This is a genomic window from Cellulomonas dongxiuzhuiae, assembly GCF_018623035.1.
GTDB classification, from domain to species: Bacteria; Actinomycetota; Actinomycetes; order Actinomycetales; family Cellulomonadaceae; genus Cellulomonas; species Cellulomonas dongxiuzhuiae.
On record NZ_CP076023.1, the window covers coordinates 305,112 to 328,090 of the forward strand.

Consider the following 22,979-nt stretch of genomic DNA (forward strand, 5'->3'; position numbering starts at 1 on the left):
AGCCGGGACGGGCTTAGCGTCGGAAGTGCAGGCCTCGCGCCATGCGGGGCCGTACTCAGCAGGGGGGCTGAACATGGTGACGAACACGCGTCGTGTCGAGCGGCACGATGGAGAACCTGAGGCCGTCGAGCTCAACCCGATCTTCGCCAGGCCGGGGGAGGCCACCGCCATCCCCAAGTTCGACTTCCCGGCCGACGAGGCGCTGCCTGAGACGGCCTACCAGATCGTCCACGACGAGGCGATGCTCGACGGGAACGCGCGGCTGAACCTCGCGACGTTCGTCGGCACGTGGATGGACGAGCACGCGTCGCGGCTGTACATCGAGGCCGCCGACAAGAACATGATCGACAAGGACGAGTACCCCCAGACGGCCGCCGTCGAGACGCGGTGCTGGACGATGCTCGCCGACCTGTGGCACGCCCCGGACCCGCGGAACACGATCGGGACGTCCACCATCGGCTCCTCCGAGGCGGCGATGCTCGGAGGGCTGGCCCTCAAGCGTCGCTGGCAGCAGGCGCGCCGTGAGGCCGGCAAGCCGACGGACAGGCCCAACCTCGTGCTGTCCAGCGCGGTGCAGGTCTGCTGGGAGAAGTTCTGCAACTACTTCGAGGTCGAGGCGCGGTACGTGCCGATCTCGCTGGAGCACAAGGTCCTCGACGGCCACGACCTCGACAAGTACGTCGACGAGAACACGATCGGCGTCGTCGCGATCATGGGCGTGACCTACACCGGCATGTACGAGCCGGTCGCGCAGATCGCCGCGGCACTCGACCGCATCCAGGAGTCGACCGGCCTCGACGTGCGCATCCACGTCGACGGCGCGTCCGGCGCCATGATCGCGCCGTTCATCCAGCCCGACCTGGAGTGGGACTTCCGCGTGGCGCGTGTCGCGTCGATCAACACCTCGGGCCACAAGTACGGCCTGGTGTACCCCGGTCTGGGCTGGGTGGTGTGGCGTGACGTGGCGTCGCTGCCCGAGGACCTGGTCTTCCGGGTGTCGTACCTCGGTGGCGACATGCCGACGTTCGCGTTGAACTTCTCGCGGCCCGGCGCCCAGGTGCTCCTGCAGTACTACCTGTTCATCCGGCTGGGCCGGAAGGGGTACGAGGCGGTGCAGCGGACGTCACGGGACGTCGCGCTCTACCTCTCGGGCGAGATCGCGAAGATGCCCGCGTTCGACCTGTGGAACGACGGCTCGGACATCCCGGTGTTCGCCTGGCGGCTGCGCGAGGGTCACACGACCAACTGGAACCTCTACCACCTGTCCGAGCGGCTGCGGATGAAGGGCTGGCTGGTGCCCGCGTACCCGATGCCCGACGACCTCACGGACCTCACCGTCCAGCGCATCGTGGTCCGCAACGGCTTCAGCCACGACCTCGCTTCGGCGTTCCTCGCCGACCTGGGCGACGAGGTCGCCTATCTCGACGCCCTCACCGGCCCCATGCCGGCCGAGGGTCAGCGCTCCGGCTTCCACCACTGAGCCGCGGACAAGGCAGGGGGACACCTATGTCAGCGCAGAGCAGCACGCCCGCACCCGGTGGCACGGGGCCGCACGTCCGGGCCGACGGCACGCACGCGCCGTCCGCCGACCACGTCAAGCCGCACCCGTTCGGCAAGCCGGGCGCGCGCACGCCGCCCGATCACACCGGCCCCGCGATCGGCTCGCCGGCCGTCGGCCCGGCGACCTACATGTCCGTCCTGCAGCTCGCGATGCTCACCGTGGTGGTGGTCGCGTCGCTGCGCTCCCTCCCGGCGATCGCGACCTACGGGCTCGGGTCCGTGACGCTGTTCATCATCCCCGCGATCGTGTTCCTCGTGCCCACGGCCCTCGTCGCCGCCGAGCTCGCCACGGGCTGGAAGGGTGGCATCTTCACGTGGGCGCGCGAGGCGTTCGGCGAACGCCTCGGCTTCCTCGCGATCTGGTTGCAGTGGGTCCAGAACGTCGTCTGGTACCCGACGCAGATCGCGTTCATCGCGGCGAGCCTGTCGTTCGTCATCAACGACCAGGGCCTGGCGAACAACGGCCTGTACACCGCCGTGGTCATCCTCGTCCTGTACTGGGGGTCGACCCTGATCACGCTGGCGGGCGGCAACCTGTTCGCCAAGGTCGGGTCGTGGAGCGGGATCTTCGGCACGCTCCTGCCCGCGGTCCTGCTCATCCTGTTCGGCGCGATCTGGCTGGGCACCGGCGAACGGTCGGAGACGCCCCTGGAGGCGTCCGCCGTCATCCCGCCGTGGACGGGCATCGCGTCGATCGTGCTCATCGTGTCCAACGTCCTCGCGTACGCGGGGATGGAGGTCAACGCCGTGCACGCCAACGACATGAAGAACCCCGGTCGCGGGTTCCCCCGGTCGATCGCGATCGCGACCCTGCTCATCCTGCTCGTCTTCATCCTGCCGACCATCGCGATCTCGGTCGCGGTCCCCAAGGGCGAGCTGGGGGTGACCAACGGCATCAACCTCGCGTTCCAGCAGTTCTTCGACCACTGGGGCCTTCCGTGGGGGACACCGGTGATCTCCCTGCTCATCGCGCTGGGCGCGTTCGCGTCTGTGGTGACCTGGATCGCGGGACCGTCGCGCGGCCTGCTCGCCGCCGCTCGGACCGGGCTCCTGCCGCCGGCCCTGCAGCGTCGCAACAAGGCCGGGGTCCAGAGCGGGATCCTCGCCGTGCAGGGCGCGGTCGTGACGCTGCTCGCGCTGCTGTTCGTCATCGTGCCGAACGGCAACACGGCGTTCATCGCGCTCGTCGACATGGCCGCGGCGCTGTACCTGATCATGTACATGCTGATGTTCGCCGCAGCGATCCGGCTGCGTCGCACCCACCCGCAGGTCGTGCGCACGTACCGGACACCGGCCCTGAAGCTCGTCGCCGGCGTCGGCCTCGTCTTCAGCGCCGTCGCGTTCGTGCTGGCGTTCATCCGGCCGTCGGGCTTCACCGGCCTCTCCGAGACGGGGTACCCGCTCGTCGTGGGACTGGTCGTCATCGTCCTGGGCGGCCCACCGCTGCTCTTCTACGCGCTGCGCCGACCGTCGTGGGACCAGCGCACCGCGGAGGAGCGCTCGTCCACCGACAGCGTGCTCGTCAACCCCCCGCCTGCGGCGTCGGCACCGCCACCCTCGGCGTCGACACCGCCGGGGTCGGGACCGGGGCAGCCGGCCCCCGCCCGGCCCACGGCGAGCTAGCCCGTCGTGGAGTGCCGTGTCAGACGAGGCGGCGCCGCGCGAACCCGGCGAGGACGCCACCCAGGCCGAACAGGGCGGCCGCCGCGATCCCGCGTCCGACCGAGCTCGCAGCGGCGCCCTCGGCCGCCGCGATGTCGATCGAGTACGCCGTGACGGACGCCGCGCCCTCCGGGCCGCCGTACGCCATCGACTCGTTCGCGGCACGGTCGGCCCCGGCCTTGATGACGGCGTACTTCACGCCGTAGTCGGCGGCCGTGGCGGCCCCCGTCTCGACGAGCACCGAGGTGCCCTCCTCGGAGAGGCGGCTCGCGCCGTCGACCAGCGCGGGTGCGCCGTCCGCGGCCGTGCCCAGGCCGTCCGCCAGGGTCAGCGACCCGTCGGCGGCCGTCCGCAGACCGTCGGACAGCTGGTCCGCGCCCGCCGTGAGCCGGCTCGTCCCGGCCGTGAGGCGCGAGGAGCCGTCGACGAGCTGACCGGCGCCGCCGGCCAGCTGCGCGGAGCCGTCCCGCAGCGACGACGCACCGGCGGCCAGCTGCCCCAGGCCGCCGACGAGCGTCTGCCCGCCCGCGGACAGCTGCCCCACGCCCGCCGTCAGCGACGCGACACCGCCGCGCAGCGTCCCGTCCTCCTTCGTCTGGCCCGCGACGCCGACGCCGGTCCGGACCTTGTCCACGACACCCGCCGTGAGCTGGTCGATGCCGCCCGAGGCCTGCGCGAGGCCCTCCCGCAGCCCGGGTGCCTTCGCCTCCCCCGACGCGTCCAGCGGGCACGCGTCGGACACCGAGCTGGACAGCCCGCAGCGGGCGGCCTCCAGCCGGGTGACGACCGAGCCGGTCACGCCCGCCAGGCCGGCGAACGCGGGCGCCAGGGGCACCGGCGTCGTGGGGGCCGGGGTGTACGAGACGGGGTTGTAGAGGCTGGCCAGGGCCTGGAACTGCCCCTGCTGCGCGGGCTCGGTGGTCTGCTGCGCGAGCCCCGTGAAGAGCTGGTGCAGCGCGCCCATCTGCTGCGCGTCGGTCGCCGCGGTGACGACCGCGGTGGTCGAGCCGAGCACGCCGTAGACCGTCGCGAGCTGCGACTGCAGCCCCTGCAGGGTCGTCAGGCCGTCGAGGAGCGCGGTCACGCCGCCCTGCAGGCGCGTGATGCCGTCCTTGATCGGCTGGGCCTGCGCCGGCACCCCGCCGATCTCGGAGTACATCTTCTCGAGCCCGCGGTCCATGGTGGCCAGGCCCTCGTCGACCGTCCGCAGCCCGCCCAGGAGCTCGGGGACCTTGGAGCCCGCGCTGGTCAGCCCCTCGTCCAGGGCGGCGGCGCCGGTGGCGAGCCTGCCGGCACCGTCGCCCAGCGAGCGGGCACCCGTCGCGAGCGCGGCGGCCCCGTCGTCCACCGTCGCGGCACCGGCGGCGAGGGAGGCGGCGCCGGGGGCGGCCGTGTCGTTGAGGCCGGCCGCGAGCTGGTCGGCGCCGGCCTGCAGCTGCAGGAGCCCGTCGAGCAGCGTCGCGGCGCCGTCGCGGAGCTTGAGCAGTTTGCCGTCGATCTCGGTGGCGCCCTGCGTGAGGGCGATGCCGCTCTCGGCGCCGCCCTTGTAGCTGGCCGAGCCGCCCTTGAACGACGGGCTCGTCAGCGGTGAGACGGGGAGCACGGAGACGTTGGCGGGCGGGATGCGGCCACCGGTGATCTGCGCGGTGTACCCGAACTCGGCCGTCGGGGACCCGATCGGCGGGAACAGCGTCATCGTGTAGCTCATCTTGGTGCCGCCGCGCCCGTCGCCGGCCATGTTGGCCTCCTGCGACGTGACCGCCGTGAACGACGGGGGCAGCGTGGTGGTGAGCTGCCCGACGAACGGGATGACGGTCTCCGCGGTGGCCGTGGCCTGCTTGCCCGTGCCGTCGTCGTACGTCACCTGGTCCTGCCGGGTGGTCAGGTTGGTCACGGTGTAGCGGACCTCGAGCGTGCCGGACCTGCCGACCACGCCACCGGCCGAGACCTTCTTGCCGTCGAGGAGGTAGTCGACGGCGATGCTCACGGGCAGCTCGCCCGTGAAGTCGCTGACGGTGCGCAGGCGCTTCTTGCCGTCGACCTCGACGGTGGCCTCCATCGCGCCGTCACGCAGGGTGGAGCCGCCGAACCCGTCGAGGTTGCGCAGCCCCTGCGTGGAGACGGGGTTGGAGAAGGTGCTGCTGCCCTGCCCGCTGAACGCGAGCTGGTCGTAGACGCGTGCGACCTGGAGGCGGCCGTCGGCGTCGAGCCGCGCCTGCACGGTCTCGGTGTTGGTCACCACGACGTCGCCCGCGGCGGCCGTGAGCGCGCCGGCGGTGGCGGGCGGCGCGGCCACGAGCAGGGCGAGCGGCAGGCCGAGGCCGGCGCCGGCGACGCGGCGCAGGACGGGGCGGTGCGGGGTGGGTGCGCTCACGTCAGGCCTCCGGGGTGGCAGTCGCGGGACGGGCGTGCCGGGGGTCCCGCGCGGGGTCGTCGTGACCCTGGGTGTCCTGGCGCTCGGCCTCGCGGTCGAGCTGTACGGCGGGTCCGAGCAGCGCGGTCGCGAGGAAGCCGGCGCCCGCGGTGAGCAGGACGGCCGTCGCGAAGACCGGGGAGGTCGTCGCGAAGCCGGACGGGTCGGCCGCGTACGGGGCCTCGTACGAGCCGGCCATCGCGGCCGCGCCGAGCAGCGTGGCCCACAGCGGCAGCCGCCCGCGCGTGCCCGCACCGACGGCGAGGCACACGAGCAGGACGACGAGCACGGCGACGGCCCGGCCGCTGGGGGCGTCGGGCAGCGCGAGCGCGCGCAGCAGGTAGCCGATCCACGCGGCGACGAAGCCGACGACGAAGGCCCCGGCGCGCTGGCCGGGGGACCGGTCGGGCACGAGCCCGAGCGCACCGCCGAGGGCGGCGCCCAGCAGGGCGACCCCCTGGACCTCGGCGCCGAGCACTCCGGAGAGCAGGACGGTGAGGGTCGCGAGTACGGCGAGGAACGCCCCCGCGAGCACGTGTCTGATCATGACCACCTCGTTGTGGTGCGAGCTGTGACGCCGGGCCGGGGGCGGGGGCGCACGGCACCCGAGGCGGGACCTTGGTCCCACGCCGGACCGAGCAGCGAAGTTGTAGCAGCCGCCCGAGTGGGTGGAACAGTGAGTACTAGGTACTTGTCACCGTTCGGCTGCACATCGTTATCGCGGCGTTACTCGTCGGTAGGTCCCGGACCGGTCGGACGGCGGGTGCCGGCCGTCGACGTGCTCGCACCGGCCGTCGCGCTCCCGGGCGACCAGGTGGAACCGGAGGTCGACGCCGCGCCAGACGAACGCGCTGCCCTAGGGTGCGCCCATGCCGCCCACCGCCGTGTCCGTGCGCGTCGCCACCGTCGACGACGCCGAGCGCGCCGGGGCCGTCCACTTCGCCTGCTGGGTCGAGACGTACTCCGGGCTCGCGAGCCGGGAGTTCTGGGACCGCGTGTCGGTCGAGCGCAGCGTCGCCACGTGGCGGCGGCTGTTGACCGACGGGCTCGACGCGACGGTGGCCGAGGTCGACGGCGAGGTCGTCGGCGTCGCCGTCGCGGGTGACAGCGGCGAGCGCGGCGGGCACCTGCCGGTCCGCGACCGCGAGCTCAGCAACCTCTACGTGCTGCAGGCGCACCACGGGACCGGCGTCGGGCAGGCGCTGCTCGACGCGGTGCTGCCGTCGGGCACGTCGGCCCAGCTGTGGGCGGCGCGCGACAACCCCCGCGCCCTGCGGTTCTACGAGCGCAACGGGTTCGCGCCCGACGGTGCCGCCGACGACGGGGCGGCGTTCGGCGGGATCGCGTCGGTGCGTCTGGTGCGCTGAGTCACCGGGCCCGCGCGAGGTGGAGCGCCACCCGCACCCTCGCCCCGCAGGGCGGCGGAGGCCTAGTGTCCGGGGGGTGTCCGCACCGGTGCCGTACCGCCCCCTGCCCGTCGACCTGACCGACGTGCGCTACGCCCACGGCCCCGATTCCGACCCGCACCCGGACGTGCCGGTCGGTACGACGGTCGAGCTGTCGTGGACGACGAGCACCGTCTACCCGGGCACGTCGCGCCGGGTCTGGATCCACGTCCCCGCCGGCTACGACGCGGCCCGCCCCGCCGCGCTCATGGTGTTCAACGACGGCTGGTGGTACCTCGACCCGGCCGGTGAGGTGCGCGGCGGGGTCGTGCTCGACAACCTCGTCCACCGCGGGGACATCCCGTGCACGATCGGGGTCTTCGTCGACCCGGGCGTCGTGGTCGGTGCCGAGCAGCCGAAGAACCGCAACGTCGAGTACGACGCGTTCGACGAGCGGTACGCCACGTTCCTGCTCGACGAGATCGTCCCCCTGGTCACGGCGCGGTACGCGGTGACGGACGACCCCGAGCAGTGGGGGATCTGCGGCGGCTCCAGCGGCGGCGACGCCGCGTTCACGGCGGCGTGGCTACGTCCCGACCGGTTCCGCCGTGTCGTGGGCTTCCTGTCGAGCTTCGCGCAGATGCCCGGCGGCAACCCGTACCCCGACCTGATCCCGCGCACGCCCCGCAAGCCGCTGCGGGTCTTCCTGCAGGCGGCCCACCGCGACCTCAACTGGGACGCGCCCGCGCGCAACTGGTTCGCCGAGAACCTGCGGACCACCGCCGCGTTGGCCGAGGCCGGGTACGACGTCCGTCTGGTCGTCGGCGACGGTGGCCACAGCGTCAACCACGGCGGCGTCCTGCTGCCCGACGCGCTGCGCTGGTCGTTGCGCCCGGTGTGAGCGACGGCCGGCCCGCGCGAGGCGGTGAGGTCACGTGGCGCAGGGGGACCGTCGGCAGCGCGAGCTGTTCACGCCGCCAGGTGGAAGGTCGCCGCGAAGCGGCCGAGGAGGTCGCCGCGGCCGTGCAGCACCTCCACCACGCCGGTGGCGATCGCGCGGTCGGGGGTCAGCTCGCCGGAGATGACGCGGTGCAGGCCGGGGCCGGCCGTGAACGCGAGGTCGACCGCGCCGCCACCGCGCGTCACGTCCAGGGCCGTGCCGTCGACGTGGACGAGGAGGTCGTCGGTGCCGAGCCGCGCCGCGTAGGTGGTCGCGGGCAGCGTGGCGGCCACCGTCTCCCGGAACGCGGTCCGCAGCGTCATGGTGAGCGCGTCGGCGGTGACGACCTGCTCGTCGCGCGGGTCGCCCAGGGCCTTGAAGCCCCAGGCACCGAGCGCGAGCACCACCGGCTCGAGCTCGCGTCCGAACGGTGTGAGCTCGTACACGACGACGCGCGAGCGCGGCGCCCGCTGCAGGACGCCCGCCTCCTGCAGCTCCTTGAGGCGCGTCGCCAGGATGTTGGTGGGGATGCGCGGCAGCCCGGCGGCGAGCTCGCCGTAGCGGCGGGGGCCGACGAGCAGGTCGCGCACGATGAGCAGCGCCCACCGCTCGCCCACGAGCTCCAGGGCGCGTGTGATCCCGCAGTACTGCCCGTAGTCGCGTGCCGCCACAGGGCTCAGGCCTGCTGGCTCATGAAGGCCTCGGGTCCCTGCTCGGCCGCGGTCGGGTCCATCCAGCCGAACTCGAGGACGTTGCCGTCGGGGTCGGCGAGCTGGCGCTGGTACATGAAGCCGTAGTCGGCGGCCGGGCGCTCCTCCCGCCCGCCGGCGGCGGTCCCCCGGGCGATCGTCGCGTCGACGTCCTCGCGGCTGTCGAGGAAGATCGCGGTGGACACCGACACGGACTCGGCGGGGTTGCCGACCGGCCGGTCGGAGAACGTCTGGAAGAACTCACGCGTGAGGATCATGAACGCGCTGTGGTCCTGCTCGACGACGACGCACGCGGCGTTGTGGTCGGTGAACATCGGGTTGATGGTGAACCCGAGGGCCGTGTAGAAGGCCTTGGCGCGGTCCAGGTCGGTCACCGGCAGGTTGACGAACATCGCGGTCATGGCGGGTCTCCCTCATGGGTGGTTCGTCCGGTACGTCCCACTACGCTTGCAAAAGACAAGTAGGAAATCAAGGGGGTCGGGCGGGTCGGTCTCTGGTTGGGTGGCGCGATGCCGTCCCTCGTCGCGCCGCCCAAGCTCGTCCCCGGTGACCGCGTGGCCGTGGTCTCGCCCTCGTTCGCCGCGCCCGGGTACGCGCCGGCCGTGCACGAGCAGGCCATGCGCCGGCTGGTCGACGCGACCGGTCTGGTGCCCGTCGAGTACCCGACGACCCGGCAGCTCGGGGCGTCCCCGCAGGACCGGGCGCGGGACCTGAACGCCGCCTTCGCCGACCCGACGATCCGGGCGGTCCTGGCGACGATCGGGGGCGACGACCAGATCCTCGTCGTGCCCCATCTCGACGTCGACGCCGTGCGGGCGGACCCCAAGCCCTTCGTCGGCTACAGCGACAACACCAACCTGCTGAGCTGGCTGTGGCAGCAGGGCGTCGCCGGCTTCTACGGGGGGTCCACGCAGGTGCACCTGGGCCCCGGCCCGGCCGTCGACGACGTGCACCTGGCCTCGCTGCGCGCGGCGTTGCTGACGGGGGAGACGCTCACGCTCACCGAGCCGGGTGAGTCCGAGGACGTCGGCCACGACTGGCTCGACCCGCGCGCGCTGACCGAGCACGGCGAGCGCGAGCCCACCGAGCCGTGGACGTGGGCGGGGCCGGCACGCTCGGTGACGGGGCGCACGTGGGGCGGCTGCCTCGAGGTGCTGGACTGGCTCGCGCTGGCGAACCGGTTCCCGTCGACGGCCGCGCTCGAGGGCGCGATCCTGCTGCTCGAGACGAGCGAGGAGCTGCCGTCGGCGCAGACGGTCGGGCGGTGGGTGCGCTCGCTGGGCGAGCGGGGGCTGCTCGCGGCGGTCGCGGGGGTGTGCGTCGCGCGCCCGCCCGTGACGGGGTTCGACGTGCGGCTCGACGCCGGCGAGCGGGCGCGCCGTCGCGGCGAGCAGCGTGAGGCCGTCGTCGAGCAGGTCGAGCGTTACAACCCCGACGCCGTCGTGTGCGTCGGCGTGCCCTTCGGTCACACGCGGCCGCAGTGGATCGTCCCGTACGGCGGCCACCTGGCGCTCGACGGCGCGACGCGGACCGTGTCGGCGTCGTACGCCTGAGCGCGCGGGGCGTCAGCCGATCCGGCGCCGGTAGGCGGCGAGCGCGGCCACGTACGCGACGACGAGGACCCCGACGAGCCAGGCCAGCGCCACCCAGATGTCGTCACCCACGGGCTGCTGGGCGAACAGCGCGCGGATCGTCTCGATCACCGCGGTCACGGGCTGGTGCTCGGCGAACCACGCGACCGGGCCCGGCATGGTGCCGGTGGGGACGAAGGCCGAGCTGAGGAACGGCAGGAAGATCAGGACGTAGCCGATCGCGCCGGCGCCGTCGACGGACGTGGCCGACACCCCGGCGATCACCGCGATCCAGGTGAGCGCGAGCGTGAACAGCACGACCATGCCGAGCACCGCGAGCCACGCGGCCGCGGACGCACCCGTGCGGAAGCCGAGCAGCAGGGCCACCGCCACGACGATCGCGACCCCGGCGACGTTGGCCACGACCGACGTCAGCACGTGCGCCCACAGCACGCTGGGCCGGGCGATCGGCATCGAGCGGAACCGCTCGACGATGCCGCTGCTGATGTCGAGGAACAGCCGGTAGGAGGTGTAGGCCACGCCCGACGCCACGGTGATGAGCAGGATGCCCGGCAGCACGTACTCGAGGTACGGCCCCTGCGTCCCGGTGTCGATGGCTCCGCCGAAGACGTAGGTGAACATCAGCATGAGGGCGATCGGGGTGACCGCGCTGGTGATGATCGTGTCGGGACTGCGCAGGACGTGCCGCAGCGAGCGGCCGGTGAGGGCTGCGGTGTCCGCGACGAGGTGGGTCGCGCTCATGACGGGTCCTCCGGAGCCGGGGTGGTGGGGGTCGGGTCGCCCGTCGCTGCGGTGGCGACGGGCCGCGCGCCGACGAGCGCGAGGAACACGTCCTCCAGGGACGGCTGCTTCTCGACGTACTCGACGGTGGCGGGCGGCAGGAGCCGGCGCAGCTCGGCGAGGGTGCCGTCCTGGACGACGACGCCCTCGTGCAGGATCGCGACGCGGTCGGCGAGGTGCTCGGCCTCGTCCAGGTGCTGGGTCGTCAGCAGGACGGCCGTGCCGCCGGCGGCGAGCTCCGCGATCGTGGCCCACACCTCGAGGCGCGCCTGGGGGTCGAGGCCCGTGGTGGGCTCGTCGAGGAGGATCACCGGCGGGTCGCCGATGAGGCTCATGGCGATGTCGAGGCGCCGGCGCATGCCGCCGGAGTACGTCCCGGCCCGTCGGCCGCCCGCGTCGGTGAGGCCGAACCGCGCGAGGAGCGCTTCGGCGACTGCACCGGGCGCGTCCAGGTGGCGCAGCCGCGCGACGAGCGTGAGGTTCTCGCGGCCCGTGAGGACGTCGTCGACGGCCGCGGACTGGCCGGTCAGGCTGATCGCGGCGCGCACCTGCGCGGCGTCCGCGACGACGTCGAACCCGGCGACGGTCGCCGTGCCGGCGTCGGGCCGCAGCAGCGTCGACAGGATGCGCACGAGCGTCGTCTTGCCCGCGCCGTTGGACCCGAGCAGCGCGACGACGCTGCCGGGTGCGACCTCCAGGTCGACGCCACGCAGCACGTGGACGTCGCCGAAGGACTTCTCGACGCCGCGCACGCGGACGCCCGCGGTGCTCACGGCAGCTCCCGACGCTCGGCCTCGTCCATGCTCCGGACGAGGCGGGCCCGGGCCTTGTCGATCCAGCGCTCGCCGGAGTAGGCCTCCGCGAAGCTCTCGGCGAACTCCACGGGGTCGTCGCCGACGATCGCCCGCACGGGCCGCTCGTCCGCCGCGGCGCCGTCCCACAGGTCCACGAGGTCGCCGACCATCTTCACCAGGGCGTCGCCGTCGGTGAGTCCCGACGTGGCCATGAGGTAGCGGTGCATGCCCGTCGCGGCCGTGCGGTACGGCTCGGGCAGGCCGTGCAGGCGGGCGACGTCCCGCCGGTACTGCTTCTTCTGCTCCCACGGCCCGGTGAGGGCCTCGATCCACCTGGCGACCATGTCAGCCCTCCGTGTCGGCGTGCTCGTCATGTGCGGTGCGCTCGGTGCGGAGCCGGTCGATCCGTCCGGCGAGGAAGGCCCACGTCCGCCAGAACTCGGCGAGCTGCGCGCGTCCCGCGGCGTTGAGCGAGTAGACCTTGCGCGGCGGCCCCTTCTCGGAAGGGACCTTCTCGACGTCCACGAACCCGCGCTGCTCGATGCGGACGAGCAGCGCGTAGACGGTGCCCTCGGCGATGTCGGTGAAGCCCTGCTCCCGCAGGTGCGTGGTGATCTCGTACCCGTACGCGGGCCGCGCCTCGAGGATCGTCAGGACGATCCCCTCGAGCGTGCCCTTGAGCATCTCCGTCATCTGGCTGGCCACGCGGCGTCCCTGCTACTCGGTGTCACTTGGTACCGGAACAAAGTAACGCTAGGTACCGGTGCCTGGCAACGCTAGGTACCGCATCGTTCGATGCCGATCCGTCACGCGGCGGGGGAGAATGGAGTCGAAGGGTTCACCGGGGGAGGTGCCGTGGACGTCCACGTGGCGGGTGCGCGCCCGCAGGACGTGCCGACGGCCGGTCGTGTCCTCGCGGCCGCGCTGCGCGACGACGCCGTGATGCGCGCGATGCTGCCGGGGGACACCGACCGTCCCGCGCGTCTGACCCGCATCTACGCCGCCGTCGCCCGCATGACGCTGGCGAGCGGTGGCGTCGTCGACCTCGCGCGGGACGGCACCGCCGGCCCGGTCGTCGGGGTCGCCGTCTGGGAGCCGCCGGACCTCGCGCTCGGCAGGTGGGCGCAGCTCCGTGAGGTGCCGACGCTCGTCGCCGCCGTCGGCGTACGGCACCTCCCGGCCGCCCTGCGCGGCCTGCGCGCCTTCGCCGCCCAGCGTCCGCGGTACCCGCACTGGTTCCTCGCGTACGTCGGTGCCGCACCCGCCGCGCGCGGGCAGGGGGTCGGTTCGGCGCTGCTCGCGCACCGACTCGCGGTGGTCGACGGCACCGGGATGCCCGTGTACCTCGAGGCCACCACCGACGCCAGCCGCCGGCTGTACGAGCGGTTCGGGTTCCGCGCGACCGGCACGATCGAGCTCGGCGGCGCCACCGCGACGACGATGGTGCGAGCCGCCGGCTGACGCACGCCGTCGCCCGCCGGCACGTCGTCGCGGCGCCGGGCGGTCAGTGGGCGGTCGGCCGGTACGTCAGCTCCTGCGTGCGACCGTCGAGGACGCGGCTGTCCAGCAGCTCCAGGTCGAAGTCACCCACACCGCCGAACACCGGCGCCGTGCCGCTGCGCCCGGTGAGCACCGGGAAGATCGTCACCTGCACCTGGTCGACCAGGCCCGCGGCCAGCAGCGCCCAGTTCAGCGACAGGCTGCCGTTCGAGCGCAGCGGCAGGTCGGACTCCTCCTTGAGCCGCGCGACGATCTCGACCGCGTCGCCGCGCGCGATCGTCACGTCGGGCCAGTCGACGGGCTCGATGAGGGTCGACGAGACCACGGTCGCCGGCAGGCGACGCATCACCTCGACCCACGTGTCCCGCACCTCGGAGTCCTCGCCGCCGGCCGCCCGCATCGCGACGAACTCGCGCAGCGTCGTGGCCCCGAACACCATGCGCTGGTCACCGCCGTACAGCTCGTGCCGCCGCTGCAGCAGCTCGGGACCCTGCTTGCCCCAGTACCCGCCCCAGTCGCCGGGCGGCCCGTAGGAGCCGTAGCCGTCGAGGCTGGTGAAGACGTCGAAGGTGTAGGTCGCGGTCATGTCGTCCCTCTCGTCGGTGGTCGTGGGTGCGGACCTGCCGTGACGCCCGGATTCATCGGGTGACGTCCGCCCGGCGCGCACCGGCGACGCGCAGCCGCCCCGCGCCCGACTCGTCCCGTTCGAGCCGTGCTCACCGGGCGGCCACCCGCCGGGCGTGCACTGCTCCCGGGGCGACGCGCGTCGCCCGGGGAGCGACGAGGGAGCGCGACGATGAGACGAGCACTGCAACCGCTGGGGGTCACCGTGATGGCCGCCGCCCTGGTGCTGGGCGCCGGCGCCGGGTGGGCCGTGTCGAGCGACCTGGCGACGCACGGCGCCGCGCAGCGCCTGGGCGGCGACCAGACCCGTGCCGTGCGCGACGCGCTGCGCGGGGGCCACGCGAGGAACGTCATCCTGCTGATCGGCGACGGCATGGGCGACTCCGAGATCACCATCGCCCGCAGCTACCAGCACGGCGCGGCCGGGCGGCTGCCCGGGATCGACGCGCTGCCGCTGACGGGGCAGCTCACGACGTACGCGCTGGACCGCGAGGACGGCCGCCCCGACTACGTGACGGACTCCGCCGCCTCAGGCTCGGCGTGGGCGACCGGCACCAAGACGTACAACGGCGCGGTCTCGGTCGCGCTCGACGGCTCCTCGCAGCGCACCCTCGTCGAGATCGCGCGTGCCAACGGCCTGCGGACGGGCGTCGTCACGACGTCGGAGCTGCAGGACGCGACGCCGGCCGTGCAGCTCGCGCACGTCACCGACCGCGGCTGCTACGCGCCGTCCTCGACGTCGGCCAGGTGCCCGGGGGACGCCCTGGAGAACGGCGGTCGCGGCTCGATCACCGAGCAGATCATCGGCACGCGCGCCGACGTGACCCTCGGCGGTGGGGCGACGTCGTTCGACGAGCAGGCCACGGCCGGCCCGTGGGCGGGCCGCACGCTGCTGCAGCAGGCGAAGGACCGCGGGTACCAAGTCGTCACCGACGCGGCCGGGCTCGCCGGCGTCCGCTCGGCGTCGCAGAAGGCGCCCGTGCTGGGCCTGTTCGCGCCGGGCAACCTGCCCACGCGCTGGGTCGGACCGCCCGCGAGCCCCACGGGCGGCGCCGAGGCCGCCGTCCGCTGCACCCCGAACCCGGCCGCCTCACCCACCCGGCCGACCCTCGCCGCGATGACGACCTCGGCGCTGTCGCTGCTGCAGCAGCGCGGCGGGCGTGCGGGCTTCTTCCTGCAGGTCGAGGGCGCGAGCATCGACAAGCAGGACCACGCGGCCGACCCGTGCGGGCAGATCGGCGAGACCGTCGACCTCGACGAGGCCGTGCAGGCCGCGCTCGACTTCGCCCGCAAGGACGGCAACACCCTGGTCGTCGTGACGGCCGACCACGCGCACTCGAGCCAGATCGTGGCCGCCGGCGCCACGACCCCCGGCCTGACGCGCACCCTGCTCACGGCCGACGAGAAGCCGATGACGATCGCGTACGGCACCGCACCGGCGGGTCGCTCGCAGGGTCACACCGGGTCGCAGGTCCGGGTCGCGGCCTTCGGCCCGCGCGCGGCGAACGTCGTGGGGCTGACCGACCAGACGGACCTGTTCTTCACGATCCGCGACGCGCTGCGCCTCGACCCGGACGCCCCCGCGCCGACGCCCGGGCGATGAGCACGCCGGTCTGACCGGTCCACGCGACGGCCCCGTGCCCGTGGGTGCGGGGCCGTCGCGTCCACGTCAGCGGACCATGCCCGCCTGCAGCCGTCCGCCCAGCGGCGCGAGCCGGTCGTCGGCGACGCGGACGAACGCCGCGACGTCGGCGGCGACGAAGGCGTCGGTCAGGGCGTCGGCGGCACGGACGTCCCACGCCCGCAGGCGGCGCAGCAGCCACCTGCCGTGCCCGAGCCACTGGCCGTGCGCGAGCAGCAGCAGCTCGGCCAGCGCGGTGTAGGCGCCGGCGAGCAGCACCGCGCGCTCACCCGGGTCGGCGGCGTCCGTCAGGTCGTCCAGCAGGCCGCTGACCCGGTACCGGCGCAGGTCGAGCGCGGCGGCCTCGACCACAGGTCCGGTGGCGAGCACGTCCCGGGCCCACGCCCGCAGCCCCGCCAGGGGTGGCCCGTCGCGCAGCACGACGCCCTCGGCGAGCATCGCCAGGACGACGGGCCGGTGCGCGGCGGCCTCCTGCTCGGCCCGCGCCCGGTAGGCCTGCGGCGTGTAGGCGAACACCTCCACGAGTCGCCCGCCGTGCGCGTACGTCGCCGCCAGGCTCGTCGTCCCGTCGACGAACGCCGCGGCCGGGCGCAGCAGCACGAGGTCGAGGTCGCTCGTCGGGGTGTCCGTCCCCGTGGCGCTGCTCCCGGCGAGCACCACCCCGACGGCGTCGGGGAAGTGTTCGGCCACGAAACCCTCGGCGAGGGTGCGCGCGTCGCCGGTCGGTGCCACGCACGCGACCCTAGGGCCGCGCCGACCGCCCGACCAGCCGGTCGACCGGCTCCCGCCGTGGCCGACGCTCACGCGGTGAGCACCTGCTCGTAGTGCTCGACCACCGGGAACGGCTCGTAGAAGTGGTGCAGCAGCCGCCGCCACTCCTGGTAGCCGTCCGAGCCCCGGAACCCGACGGTGTGGTCCTCCAGCGACCGCCACGTCACGAGCAGCAGGTACGTGCCGGGGCGCTCGAGGCACCGCGAGAGCGTCAGCCCCTCGAAGCCGGGCATGCTCGCGATGACGGCCCGCGCACGCGCGAAGGCGTCCTCGAACTCCGCCTCACGGCCGGGGACGACGGACAGCAGCGCGTGCTCGAGGACCATGCGGTGATGGTGGCAGAGCGTAGGTCGTCCCGGCTGCGCCGCCCGCCCGACGATCGCGGAGGTGTCAGCCGCCCAGGTGTGCGACGTCCCCGACGGTGACGACGCCCCGGTTGTGGAACCGGCCGTCCTCGCGCAGCGTCGTGATGCTCCCGGACGGCACCGGGAAGGCGATGTGGCCGGCCGCTTCGACCGGCATCCCGATCCACGCGGCCACGACGAGCCCCGCCGTGAAGCCGTGCGTCACGACGACCAGCTCGTCGACGTCCAGCGCGAGCATCTCCGTCATGGCCGGGTAGACGCGCAGCGCCACGTCGAGCCGGGTCTCCGCGCCCGGCACGCCGGGATGGTGGCGGAGCCGGTCACCGACGGCCGGCGGCGGCACGTACCGCGCGTCGAGCCAAACCTGCGGGCGTCCGCCCGCCTCGCCGTAGGAGATCTCCCGCAGGCGGGGGTCGAGCGTCGGGCCGACGCCGAGAGCGGCGCCGACGATCTCCGCGGTGCGGCGCGTGCGGCGCAGGTCGGACGCCACGACGGCGACTCCCGCCGACGGGACGATCCGCTCACGCAGGGCTGCCGCGATCGCCACCGCCTGCCGTTCCCCTCGTGCCGTGAGCTCCGAGTCGAACTGCCCGCCGACCAGGCCCTCGACGTGGTGCGTGGCCTCGGGGTGCGTCACGACGCTGACCCGGCGCTCGCGGGCGGGCACGACGCCGGGCAGGGGCGGCGGGGTGTGCTCGGGCGGGGCGTCCACGAGCCCAACCTGCCACGACGCACGGCGTTTCGGCGCAGCTCGTCAGCGGACGTGACTCCCGCCGTCGTCCGTCCCGGCCGTCGCCGGGTCGTAGTAGTCGTCGTCGTCCGCCGGGTCGTGGCCGCGGACGCGCCGCGGTGGCGTGACCTCCTCGGCCGGTGCGGCGACGTCGGGGGAGTCCGGGTCCTCGACGAGGACGACGAGCGTGACGTCGTCGCCCAGCTCGACCCCCTCGGCGCGGCGTGCGGCGACCTTGACGGGGACCATGAAGCCGCCGTCCTTGGGGAAGATCGACGTCCGGAACGTCGTCGCCCCCAGCGTCACGGTCGCCGGGATGCAGCCCCAGCCGTAGGTGACCCGCGACGCGACGACGCGCAGCCGTGCGGTCTCCGGGTCCGGCAGCGCGACGAAGTGGTACGGCGACGGCCCGCGCCACCACACCACCTCGCCACCGAACCGCAGCTCCACGCGTGCAGCATGGCAGCGCCCACCGACACCCGGCCGGCGGCCTGCATCCTTCGATGCAACCACCGGTGTTCCACCCTCCGCCCGGCGCGGCCGGGAGCGTCCGATTCCTAACGTCGTGTCACGTCACCAACGACTTCGACGAGAGGCACTCCGATGAGCACCGTCACGGAACAGGTACCCGTATCACCCCGGCGCGGAGGGGTGCTGGACGTCGTCCGGCGCTACCCGCTCTGGTCGTTCGTCGTGCTGGCCGTCGGCGCCAGCTGGCTCGTGTGGCTCCCGATGGTCCTCGGGCCCTACGGGCTCGGCATCTGGGACATCCAGGTACCCGGCGGTGACGACGGGTGGGTCCTCTTCGGGATGCTGCCGGGCGCGTTCGTCGGACCCATCGGTGCCGCGTTCTTCGTGACCGCCGTCACCGAGGGCCGTGCCGGGGTGCGCGCCTGGCTGAAGCGGCTGACCAAGTGGAAGGTCAACTGGCGCTGGTACGTCGGCATCCTCCTCGGCACCCCTGCCGCCCTGCTGCTGGCGTCGTTCGTCGCCGGGGGCGGTCAGGTCCAGGCGCTGCCGGTGCAGACCCTTCTCCAGTACCTGCCGTTCCTCGTGTTCCAGATCTTCACGACCGGTCTCGCCGAGGAGCCGGGCTGGCGCGACTTCGCCCTCCCCCGTGCGCAGCGTCGCTTCGGAGCACTCGCCGCGTCCCTCGGCATCGGCGTCCTGTGGGGCGTCTGGCACCTCCCGCTGTTCCTGACCGAGTGGGGCCAGGTCGAGAGCCTCCACGTGCTCCGGCCCCTGACGTTCATCGCCTTCTGCATCCTGTTCAACGTCATCATGACCTGGGTGTTCAACCGGACGGGTCAGAGCCTGCCGATGGCGATGCTGCTGCACGTGAGCATCAACACCTACGCGAGCCTCGTCATCTCGGACATGTTCCCGCTCATCGGGGACGGCTACGACAACGTCCAGCGGGCGCTGCTGCTGGCGGCGGCCGTCGGTGCGGTCGTCACCCTCGTGGCCACCCGGGGCAAGCTGGGCTACGACCCGCAGGCCGACGAGCAGATCGCCCACCCCGTGGAGAGCGCCCGTCCGCTCGCGGCGGCACCTCTATCGTGACGACGATGACCGAGCCCTCCGCTCAGCAGCACCGCCGGCCGACGGACGTCGTGCCGGCGGTGTGCTGGGTGGTGTCGGTCGCGCTGCTCGCGGGGTCCGTCGTCGTGAGCAGCGCCGACCCCGCAGCGGCGGCCGGTGTGCCGGGGTTCGACGATCCGGCGTGGGGGTGGTCGGCCGGGGTGCTGGGGCTGCAGGCCCTCGCCCTGGCGCGGTGGGGCGGGCACCCGCGGGCCGCGCTGCTGGCCGTCGCCGCGGCCGTGCCGGCGCTCGTCACGCTCGGTGACGCGCTCGGCGTCGCGCTGGTCGCCGTGATGGTCGCGGCCTACCGGGCGGTGCTGGCGCGGCCGCCGCGGCCGCTCGGGCCGACGTTGCTGGGTGCCGGAGCGCTGGTCGTCATCGGTTTCGCCGGGGCGGGGCTGGTCAACGGCGGCAGCGGCTTGCGCGTCGTCGTCGGCGGCCTCATGCAGGGCGCCGCGGCCGTGGGTCTGCCGTTCGTCGCGGCCAGCGTCGTCGGGTCCCGGCGCGACGCGCTCGACGCGCTCGCCCGCACCGCCGCGGCCCAGGGCCGCGAGCGCGACGCCCTGGTGCAGGTCGCGGTCGAGCGCGAGCGCACCGCGATGGCCCGCGAGCTGCACGACATCGCGGCGCACCACCTGTCGGGGATCGCCGTGATGACCGGTGCCATCGGCCGGCAGATCGACGTCGACCCCGAGGGTGCCAAGGTCGCCGTCGCGCAGGTGCGGGAGCAGAGCACGGCGATGCTGCGGGACCTGCGCCACCTCGTCGTGCTGCTGCGCGACGTGGACGCTCCCGTGGAGCCCGGCGGTCCCGTGCGGATGGAGACCCTGGCGGGCATCGGCGACCTCGTCGCGGGGGCGCAGGGGGCCGGGCTGCCGGTCACGCTCACGACGACCGGCCCCGTGCGCGAGCTCGCGGCGTCCGGTGCGGTCGGCCCGCTGGCCCAGCTCGCGGCGTACCGCGTCGTGCAGGAGGCGCTCGCGAACGCCGCGCGCCACGCGCCCGGTGCCCCGTGCGAGGTCCGGCTCGACGCGAGCGACGAGGGGCGCGTCGAGGTGGTCGTCCGCAACGGTCCGCGCAGCGAGGGGGCGGCGCCCGCGCGCCACGACCCCGGCTACGGTCTGGTCGGGATGCAGGAACGTGCCGAGCTGACCGGTGCCACCCTGCGGTTCGGGCCGACGCTCGAGGGCGGGTGGCAGGTGCGACTGACGGTGCCGGCGGCGGTCCACCCGCGACCGGGCGACGCGACGGGCGATCCGACGGGCGACGCGACGACGAGCGAGGGGCAGGACCGATGAGCCAGACCGCCACCGTCCGCGTGATCGTCGCGGACGACCAGCCGCTCGTCCGCATGGGCCTGGCCACGATGCTCGCGACCGAGCCGGGGATCGAGGTCGTGGGCCAGGCGGCGGACGGCGGCAGAGCCGTGGAGCTGGCGCGCGAGCTGCGGCCGGACGTCGTGTGCATGGACATCCGCATGCCCGGCACCGACGGCATCACCGCGACGCGTCTGCTGTGCGGCCCGGACGTCGAGGACCCGATCCCCGTCCTGGTGCTGACGACGTTCGACGTCGACGAGTACCTGTTCGGCGCGCTCGAGGCGGGTGCGTCGGGGTTCCTGCTCAAGGACGCCGAGCCGGAGACCCTCGTCGAGGCGGTCCGCTCGGTGGCCGCGGGGCACGGCATGCTGGCCAACGCGCTGACCCGCCGCGTCCTGCGCGAGGTCGTGACGCGCCGCCGGACGCAGCCCGTGACGGCCGCGCGAGCGAGCGAGCTGCTGACGCCGCGCGAGCTCGACATCCTGCTGCTGCTGGCCCAGGGCATGTCGAACGAGGACATCGCGCGCGAGCTGTTCCTCGAGGTCTCGACGGTCAAGTCGCACCTGGCGCGCGTGATGCCGAAGCTGGGCGTCAAGTCGCGCCTGCAGGCGGTGGTGTGGGCGTACCAGAACGGGATCGTCGACACGGTCCGCTGACGGGGGCGACCGGGATGACCCGGGACGCGCCTGCGGTTGAGCCGGGAACGACCCGCACCGCCTGAGGAGCCGTGATGAGCACCGACCCGACCCTGACCCCCGAGGACGTCGAGCTCCTGCGGCGACCGCTGCACGGCTTCCTCAGCGTCGCCGCCGGCCCCGTCCCCGCCCAGCCTCGCCCCGTGTGGTTCGAGCTCACGGACGACGGCACCGTCCAGCTCTTCACAGGCCCCGACACCCTCAAGGTGCGCCGCCTGCGGCGTGACCCGCGGGCGTCGCTCGTCGTCGCGGCGCCCGTGGGCGAGCGCGAGCACTGGGTGTCGGTGGCCGGGCACGTGACGGTCGAGACCGACGGTGCGCACGACCTGGCGTCGCGCCTCGCGGCGCGCTACTGGGACCTCGCCGACGCGACCCGCGCGCGGGACCTCGAGGAGATCCTCGCCGAGGACCAGGTGCGCCTGGTGCTCCACCCGGACGCGGTCAGCCGGTACGCGTACTGACGCGTCCGGGCGTCACATCCCGGCGTTCATGCGCTGATCGCATCTCCCGGATTCCGGGACCTACGAGCCCCCGCGTCCCCTCAGGACCGGACGGTCAGCCCCTGCAGCCGGTCCCGCCACGCGGGCTCCTGCTGCTGCACGTACGCCGCCGCGTCGGGGGAGAACAGGTGCCCGTGGACGCTCGCGCTGGCCGTTCCCTCGCCGTCGCCGTACGTGGAGACCGTGACTAGTCCCGGCACCGGCGCCGTGACCCGGACGACCGCGCGGCGCTCGCCCACGCGCTCCACCGTGCCGGTCGCGCCGAGCAGGTCGACCGACGCGCCCTCGTCGCCGAGCCGCAGCGCGTCGCGCAGCGCCACCCAGAGGGCCGCGGCGTCACCCGGGTGGGACGCGCTGACCTCGAGCTGCGTCGCCTCCTGCCCGGGGAAGTGCGCGAGGTACAGGCGCAGGACGTCGAACGACGGCTTCCAGGCGGTGCCCATGTCGTCCCACCACTCCTGCTCCCAGTCGGCGCCGGTGCCGAACCCGCTGGTGGTGACGTGGACGACGCACGTGCCGCCGGAGCGTGCCTCGACGATGAACTCCGAGGTCATCGGGCTCAGCTCGTCGGGCTCCTTGCCCATGAGGGCGGCCCAGTCCTCCTCGTACACGACGCGGCGCGGCGGCTCCCAGTCGGTGACGTGGCCGTCGGAGCCCATGTCCTCGCCCATGGCGAAGTGCAGGCGGCCGCCCTCGCGCTCCTCGATCTCGGTGGGCAGGAACCACGCGCTCATGCCCTGCGCGGTGGCCACGGCGTGCCACACCTGCTCGGGGGTGCCGGGCACCTCGACGCTGAACTGCAGGCGGTAGGGGACGTGCGGTGCGGTGCTCATCGGCTCTCCTCGGGTACGGGGTGGGCGGCGACGACGAGCCGGTGCGGGCGCCCGTCGTCGTGGTGGTAGCGCGCGGCCAGGTCGAGCACCGCCGCGGTGAGGTCGTCGGCGAAGGCCGCGCGGTCCGCGGCCGACCGGAACCCGATCTGCGTGTCGATGGTCAGGGTCGACAGCCGCCGCCCCGACGTCCCGGCGCGCCGTGCCAGCGCCCCGACCTCACGGACCAGCCGTCCGGCCAGCGCGACGAGGTAGCGGGCGGACTCGCGGTCGGCCTCGGCGTCGGGCTCGGCGGCCGACGCGCTGACGGCTGCGGGCGACACGACGTAGGAGGCGGCGGACGCGCGAAGGACGCGCTCGGTGAGGCCGCCGTGCCGGCGCTCCTCGGCGAGTTCGACGAGGCCGTGCGACTCGAGGGCCCGCAGGTGGTAGTTGACCTTCTGGCGCGCGATGCCGACGCGGGCGGCGAGCCCCGCGGCGGACGCCGGGACCACGAGCTCGCCCAGCAGCCGCGACCGCACGGGGTCCAGCGCGGTGGCGGCCGTGTGCGGGTCCTCGATGACCTCGATATCCCTCATGGGTCCAC

General features: G+C 74.0%; 26 protein-coding genes. 11 read left to right on the plus strand and 15 right to left on the minus strand.

Annotated features, from left to right (window positions below; translation table 11 throughout):
* Positions 1–73: 73 nt before the first annotated feature.
* Together KKR89_RS01445 and KKR89_RS01450 are read left to right on the plus strand one after the other, a co-directional pair.
* Positions 74–1,480: a glutamate decarboxylase gene (locus tag KKR89_RS01445; protein WP_208196932.1), complete on the plus strand. Its 1,407-nt coding sequence runs from the start codon at positions 74–76 to the stop codon at positions 1,478–1,480.
* Positions 1,481–1,506: 26 nt separating this feature from the next.
* Positions 1,507–3,183, plus strand: a complete 1,677-nt coding sequence (locus tag KKR89_RS01450) for an APC family permease (protein WP_208196933.1) — start codon at positions 1,507–1,509, stop codon at positions 3,181–3,183.
* 19 nt (positions 3,184–3,202) lie between these two features.
* Here KKR89_RS01450 and KKR89_RS01455 read toward each other — a convergent pair whose 3' ends face one another.
* Together KKR89_RS01455 and KKR89_RS01460 are read right to left on the minus strand one after the other, a co-directional pair.
* Positions 3,203–5,596, minus strand: a complete 2,394-nt coding sequence (locus KKR89_RS01455) for a hypothetical protein (protein ID WP_208196934.1) — start codon at positions 5,594–5,596, stop codon at positions 3,203–3,205.
* Position 5,597: 1 nt separating this feature from the next.
* A complete protein-coding gene (locus tag KKR89_RS01460) occupies positions 5,598–6,182 on the minus strand; it encodes a hypothetical protein (protein WP_243882981.1) in 585 nt (194 codons plus the stop codon).
* Between the two features lie 322 nt (positions 6,183–6,504).
* Between KKR89_RS01460 and KKR89_RS01465 the strand changes: the two genes are divergently transcribed.
* Together KKR89_RS01465 and KKR89_RS01470 are read left to right on the plus strand one after the other, a co-directional pair.
* Positions 6,505–7,002: a GNAT family N-acetyltransferase gene (locus tag KKR89_RS01465; protein WP_208196935.1), complete on the plus strand. Its 498-nt coding sequence runs from the start codon at positions 6,505–6,507 to the stop codon at positions 7,000–7,002.
* A 76-nt stretch (positions 7,003–7,078) separates the two neighbouring features.
* Positions 7,079–7,921 (plus strand): alpha/beta hydrolase, encoded by an 843-nt coding sequence (locus tag KKR89_RS01470; RefSeq protein WP_251140965.1) that lies wholly within the window; start codon positions 7,079–7,081, stop codon positions 7,919–7,921.
* Between the two features lie 68 nt (positions 7,922–7,989).
* Here KKR89_RS01470 and KKR89_RS01475 read toward each other — a convergent pair whose 3' ends face one another.
* Together KKR89_RS01475 and KKR89_RS01480 are read right to left on the minus strand one after the other, a co-directional pair.
* Entirely contained in the window at positions 7,990–8,631 is a 642-nt protein-coding gene (locus KKR89_RS01475; RefSeq protein WP_208196936.1) for a winged helix-turn-helix transcriptional regulator, read from the minus strand.
* Positions 8,632–8,636: 5 nt separating this feature from the next.
* Positions 8,637–9,071: a VOC family protein gene (locus tag KKR89_RS01480; RefSeq protein WP_208196937.1), complete on the minus strand. Its 435-nt coding sequence runs from the start codon at positions 9,069–9,071 to the stop codon at positions 8,637–8,639.
* A gap of 108 nt (positions 9,072–9,179) precedes the next feature.
* Here KKR89_RS01480 and KKR89_RS01485 point away from each other — a divergent pair, with 108 nt between their 5' ends.
* The gene (locus KKR89_RS01485; protein WP_208196938.1) at positions 9,180–10,223 is read left to right on the plus strand and encodes a S66 family peptidase; all 1,044 of its coding nucleotides are present in this window, start codon (positions 9,180–9,182) and stop codon (positions 10,221–10,223) included.
* A 12-nt stretch (positions 10,224–10,235) separates the two neighbouring features.
* Here the strand turns inward: KKR89_RS01485 and KKR89_RS01490 are convergent, their stop codons facing one another.
* The 4 genes from KKR89_RS01490 to KKR89_RS01505 are packed head-to-tail and all read right to left on the minus strand — an operon-like array spanning position 10,236 to position 12,541.
* Entirely contained in the window at positions 10,236–11,003 is a 768-nt protein-coding gene (locus KKR89_RS01490) for an ABC transporter permease (RefSeq protein WP_208196939.1), read from the minus strand.
* A complete protein-coding gene (locus KKR89_RS01495; RefSeq protein ID WP_208196940.1) occupies positions 11,000–11,815 on the minus strand; it encodes an ABC transporter ATP-binding protein in 816 nt (271 codons plus the stop codon). Before KKR89_RS01495 ends, KKR89_RS01490 begins: the two co-directional genes overlap by 4 nt.
* A complete protein-coding gene (locus KKR89_RS01500) occupies positions 11,812–12,180 on the minus strand; it encodes a DUF1048 domain-containing protein (RefSeq protein ID WP_208196941.1) in 369 nt (122 codons plus the stop codon). The genes KKR89_RS01495 and KKR89_RS01500 overlap by 4 nt, the downstream gene beginning before the upstream one ends.
* A 1-nt stretch (position 12,181) precedes the next feature.
* Positions 12,182–12,541 carry a PadR family transcriptional regulator gene (locus KKR89_RS01505; protein ID WP_251140966.1) on the minus strand — a complete coding sequence of 120 codons (360 nt, stop codon included), beginning with the start codon at positions 12,539–12,541 and terminating at the stop codon, positions 12,182–12,184.
* A gap of 150 nt (positions 12,542–12,691) precedes the next feature.
* Between KKR89_RS01505 and KKR89_RS01510 the strand changes: the two genes are divergently transcribed.
* The gene (locus tag KKR89_RS01510; RefSeq protein WP_208196942.1) at positions 12,692–13,297 is read left to right on the plus strand and encodes a GNAT family N-acetyltransferase; all 606 of its coding nucleotides are present in this window, start codon (positions 12,692–12,694) and stop codon (positions 13,295–13,297) included.
* A 43-nt stretch (positions 13,298–13,340) separates the two neighbouring features.
* Here KKR89_RS01510 and KKR89_RS01515 read toward each other — a convergent pair whose 3' ends face one another.
* On the minus strand, positions 13,341–13,922 hold the full coding sequence (locus KKR89_RS01515) for a dihydrofolate reductase family protein (RefSeq protein ID WP_208196943.1): 582 nt from the start codon (positions 13,920–13,922) through the stop codon (positions 13,341–13,343).
* 210 nt (positions 13,923–14,132) lie between these two features.
* Between KKR89_RS01515 and phoA the strand changes: the two genes are divergently transcribed.
* Positions 14,133–15,563 (plus strand): alkaline phosphatase, encoded by a 1,431-nt coding sequence (gene phoA / locus KKR89_RS01520; protein WP_208196944.1) that lies wholly within the window; start codon positions 14,133–14,135, stop codon positions 15,561–15,563.
* 66 nt (positions 15,564–15,629) lie between these two features.
* Here phoA and KKR89_RS01525 read toward each other — a convergent pair whose 3' ends face one another.
* From KKR89_RS01525 to KKR89_RS01540, 4 genes are all read right to left on the minus strand, one after another.
* Complete coding sequence (locus KKR89_RS01525) at positions 15,630–16,334, minus strand: nucleotidyltransferase domain-containing protein (protein WP_208196945.1); 705 nt, start codon at positions 16,332–16,334, stop codon at positions 15,630–15,632.
* Positions 16,335–16,402: 68 nt separating this feature from the next.
* Complete coding sequence (locus KKR89_RS01530) at positions 16,403–16,699, minus strand: antibiotic biosynthesis monooxygenase family protein (RefSeq protein WP_208196946.1); 297 nt, start codon at positions 16,697–16,699, stop codon at positions 16,403–16,405.
* Between the two features lie 64 nt (positions 16,700–16,763).
* The gene (locus KKR89_RS01535; protein ID WP_208196947.1) at positions 16,764–17,450 is read right to left on the minus strand and encodes a histidine phosphatase family protein; all 687 of its coding nucleotides are present in this window, start codon (positions 17,448–17,450) and stop codon (positions 16,764–16,766) included.
* A gap of 42 nt (positions 17,451–17,492) precedes the next feature.
* A complete protein-coding gene (locus KKR89_RS01540) occupies positions 17,493–17,918 on the minus strand; it encodes a DUF1905 domain-containing protein (protein ID WP_208196948.1) in 426 nt (141 codons plus the stop codon).
* Positions 17,919–18,119: 201 nt separating this feature from the next.
* On the opposite strand from KKR89_RS01540, the gene KKR89_RS01545 reads away from it, so the two are divergent.
* The 4 genes from KKR89_RS01545 (at position 18,120) to KKR89_RS01560 (ending at position 21,524) form a co-directional block, all read left to right on the plus strand.
* Positions 18,120–19,031: a CPBP family intramembrane glutamic endopeptidase gene (locus tag KKR89_RS01545; RefSeq protein WP_251140967.1), complete on the plus strand. Its 912-nt coding sequence runs from the start codon at positions 18,120–18,122 to the stop codon at positions 19,029–19,031.
* 5 nt (positions 19,032–19,036) lie between these two features.
* Positions 19,037–20,347, plus strand: a complete 1,311-nt coding sequence (locus KKR89_RS01550; RefSeq protein WP_208196950.1) for a sensor histidine kinase — start codon at positions 19,037–19,039, stop codon at positions 20,345–20,347.
* Positions 20,344–21,024: a response regulator gene (locus tag KKR89_RS01555; RefSeq protein WP_208196951.1), complete on the plus strand. Its 681-nt coding sequence runs from the start codon at positions 20,344–20,346 to the stop codon at positions 21,022–21,024. Before KKR89_RS01550 ends, KKR89_RS01555 begins: the two co-directional genes overlap by 4 nt.
* A gap of 74 nt (positions 21,025–21,098) precedes the next feature.
* A complete protein-coding gene (locus tag KKR89_RS01560) occupies positions 21,099–21,524 on the plus strand; it encodes a pyridoxamine 5'-phosphate oxidase family protein (protein WP_208196952.1) in 426 nt (141 codons plus the stop codon).
* A gap of 80 nt (positions 21,525–21,604) precedes the next feature.
* Here the strand turns inward: KKR89_RS01560 and KKR89_RS01565 are convergent, their stop codons facing one another.
* On the minus strand, positions 21,605–22,396 hold the full coding sequence (locus KKR89_RS01565) for an SRPBCC family protein (RefSeq protein WP_208196953.1): 792 nt from the start codon (positions 22,394–22,396) through the stop codon (positions 21,605–21,607).
* Positions 22,393–22,971 carry a winged helix-turn-helix domain-containing protein gene (locus KKR89_RS01570; RefSeq protein WP_208196954.1) on the minus strand — a complete coding sequence of 193 codons (579 nt, stop codon included), beginning with the start codon at positions 22,969–22,971 and terminating at the stop codon, positions 22,393–22,395. The genes KKR89_RS01565 and KKR89_RS01570 overlap by 4 nt, the downstream gene beginning before the upstream one ends.
* Between the last annotated feature and the right edge of the window lie 8 nt (positions 22,972–22,979).

What these genes read in the sequence shown, in the direction of transcription:
- KKR89_RS01445 (WP_208196932.1), top strand. Translation starts at nt 74, where the DNA reads ATGGTGACGAACACGCGTCGTGTCGAGCGGCACGATGGAGAACCTGAG.
- KKR89_RS01450 (WP_208196933.1), top strand. Translation starts at nt 1,507, where the DNA reads ATGTCAGCGCAGAGCAGCACGCCCGCACCCGGTGGCACGGGGCCGCAC.
- KKR89_RS01460 (WP_243882981.1), bottom strand. Translation starts at nt 6,182, where the DNA reads ATGATCAGACACGTGCTCGCGGGGGCGTTCCTCGCCGTACTCGCGACC.
- KKR89_RS01465 (WP_208196935.1), top strand. Translation starts at nt 6,505, where the DNA reads ATGCCGCCCACCGCCGTGTCCGTGCGCGTCGCCACCGTCGACGACGCC.
- KKR89_RS01480 (WP_208196937.1), bottom strand. Translation starts at nt 9,071, where the DNA reads ATGACCGCGATGTTCGTCAACCTGCCGGTGACCGACCTGGACCGCGCC.
- KKR89_RS01485 (WP_208196938.1), top strand. Translation starts at nt 9,180, where the DNA reads ATGCCGTCCCTCGTCGCGCCGCCCAAGCTCGTCCCCGGTGACCGCGTG.
- KKR89_RS01490 (WP_208196939.1), bottom strand. Translation starts at nt 11,003, where the DNA reads ATGAGCGCGACCCACCTCGTCGCGGACACCGCAGCCCTCACCGGCCGC.
- KKR89_RS01500 (WP_208196941.1), bottom strand. Translation starts at nt 12,180, where the DNA reads ATGGTCGCCAGGTGGATCGAGGCCCTCACCGGGCCGTGGGAGCAGAAG.
- KKR89_RS01515 (WP_208196943.1), bottom strand. Translation starts at nt 13,922, where the DNA reads ATGACCGCGACCTACACCTTCGACGTCTTCACCAGCCTCGACGGCTAC.
- phoA (WP_208196944.1), top strand. Translation starts at nt 14,133, where the DNA reads ATGAGACGAGCACTGCAACCGCTGGGGGTCACCGTGATGGCCGCCGCC.
- KKR89_RS01530 (WP_208196946.1), bottom strand. Translation starts at nt 16,699, where the DNA reads ATGGTCCTCGAGCACGCGCTGCTGTCCGTCGTCCCCGGCCGTGAGGCG.
- KKR89_RS01550 (WP_208196950.1), top strand. Translation starts at nt 19,037, where the DNA reads ATGACCGAGCCCTCCGCTCAGCAGCACCGCCGGCCGACGGACGTCGTG.
- KKR89_RS01555 (WP_208196951.1), top strand. Translation starts at nt 20,344, where the DNA reads ATGAGCCAGACCGCCACCGTCCGCGTGATCGTCGCGGACGACCAGCCG.
- KKR89_RS01560 (WP_208196952.1), top strand. Translation starts at nt 21,099, where the DNA reads ATGAGCACCGACCCGACCCTGACCCCCGAGGACGTCGAGCTCCTGCGG.
- KKR89_RS01565 (WP_208196953.1), bottom strand. Translation starts at nt 22,396, where the DNA reads ATGAGCACCGCACCGCACGTCCCCTACCGCCTGCAGTTCAGCGTCGAG.
- KKR89_RS01570 (WP_208196954.1), bottom strand. Translation starts at nt 22,971, where the DNA reads ATGAGGGATATCGAGGTCATCGAGGACCCGCACACGGCCGCCACCGCG.